The sequence below is a fragment of the Spirosoma jeollabukense genome (genome assembly GCF_054777855.1).
The window spans coordinates 1-560 of the sequence record NZ_BAAHAD010000103.1; the positions used below are offsets into that span (position 1 = coordinate 1).

The following is a 560-nucleotide window of genomic DNA, read 5'->3' on the forward strand; positions in this document are numbered from 1 at the left end:
GGCACATCTGATAGGCCCGCCAGCACGGCTTGTCGCAGGGCTCGACCGGCCCTGCCACCGCCACCGAACCGGTGCAGGCCAGCGCGAACACCGCACCGGCGACCATCTTCTTCAATGCACGCATCGTCATCACTCCTTGATAAGCCTGGTGAGCCCAGGCCGGCCCACCGTAGCCGGGCCGCCGGGAGGCGAGGTGAACACCCGCGTCACGAATCCTTAACCAGTTCATAAAATTTCCTTCACGCGACTGGGGGGCATCGGCCTGCCTTGGCGTTAACGGCGTTGTTGTCCGTCAACCAAGGAAGTTGTCCGATGAATCACCCGCTGCACGGCCGTTCGTCCCGCTCCCTCCCGCATCGCCCGCTGGCACTTGCTGTTGCCAGCTCGCTGCTGCTGGCCACCACCTTGCCGGCCATGGCCAGCGAATCACTCGATGCCTGGCAGCATCAACGCCAGCTGCAGGCCGCGTGGGCACGGCCCGCCCCCGATGTGGCGTCGCCTTCCACGGCCCCCACCGCCACCGCGCCTCCGACGGGAAACAGCGCCCTCCTCGGCAAACC

2 protein-coding genes are annotated in these 560 nt (G+C 66.8%); one reads left to right on the top strand and one right to left on the bottom strand.

Annotated elements, in window-relative coordinates; all coding sequences use genetic code 11:
• On the bottom strand, nucleotides 1-229 hold a 229-nt coding region (locus ACYVEA_RS34770), incomplete at its 3' end, for a hypothetical protein (protein ID WP_461117932.1).
• An 83-nt stretch (nucleotides 230-312) separates the two neighbouring features.
• Between ACYVEA_RS34770 and ACYVEA_RS34775 the strand changes: the two genes are divergently transcribed.
• On the top strand, nucleotides 313-560 hold a 248-nt coding region (locus ACYVEA_RS34775; RefSeq protein ID WP_461117933.1), incomplete at its 3' end, for a hypothetical protein.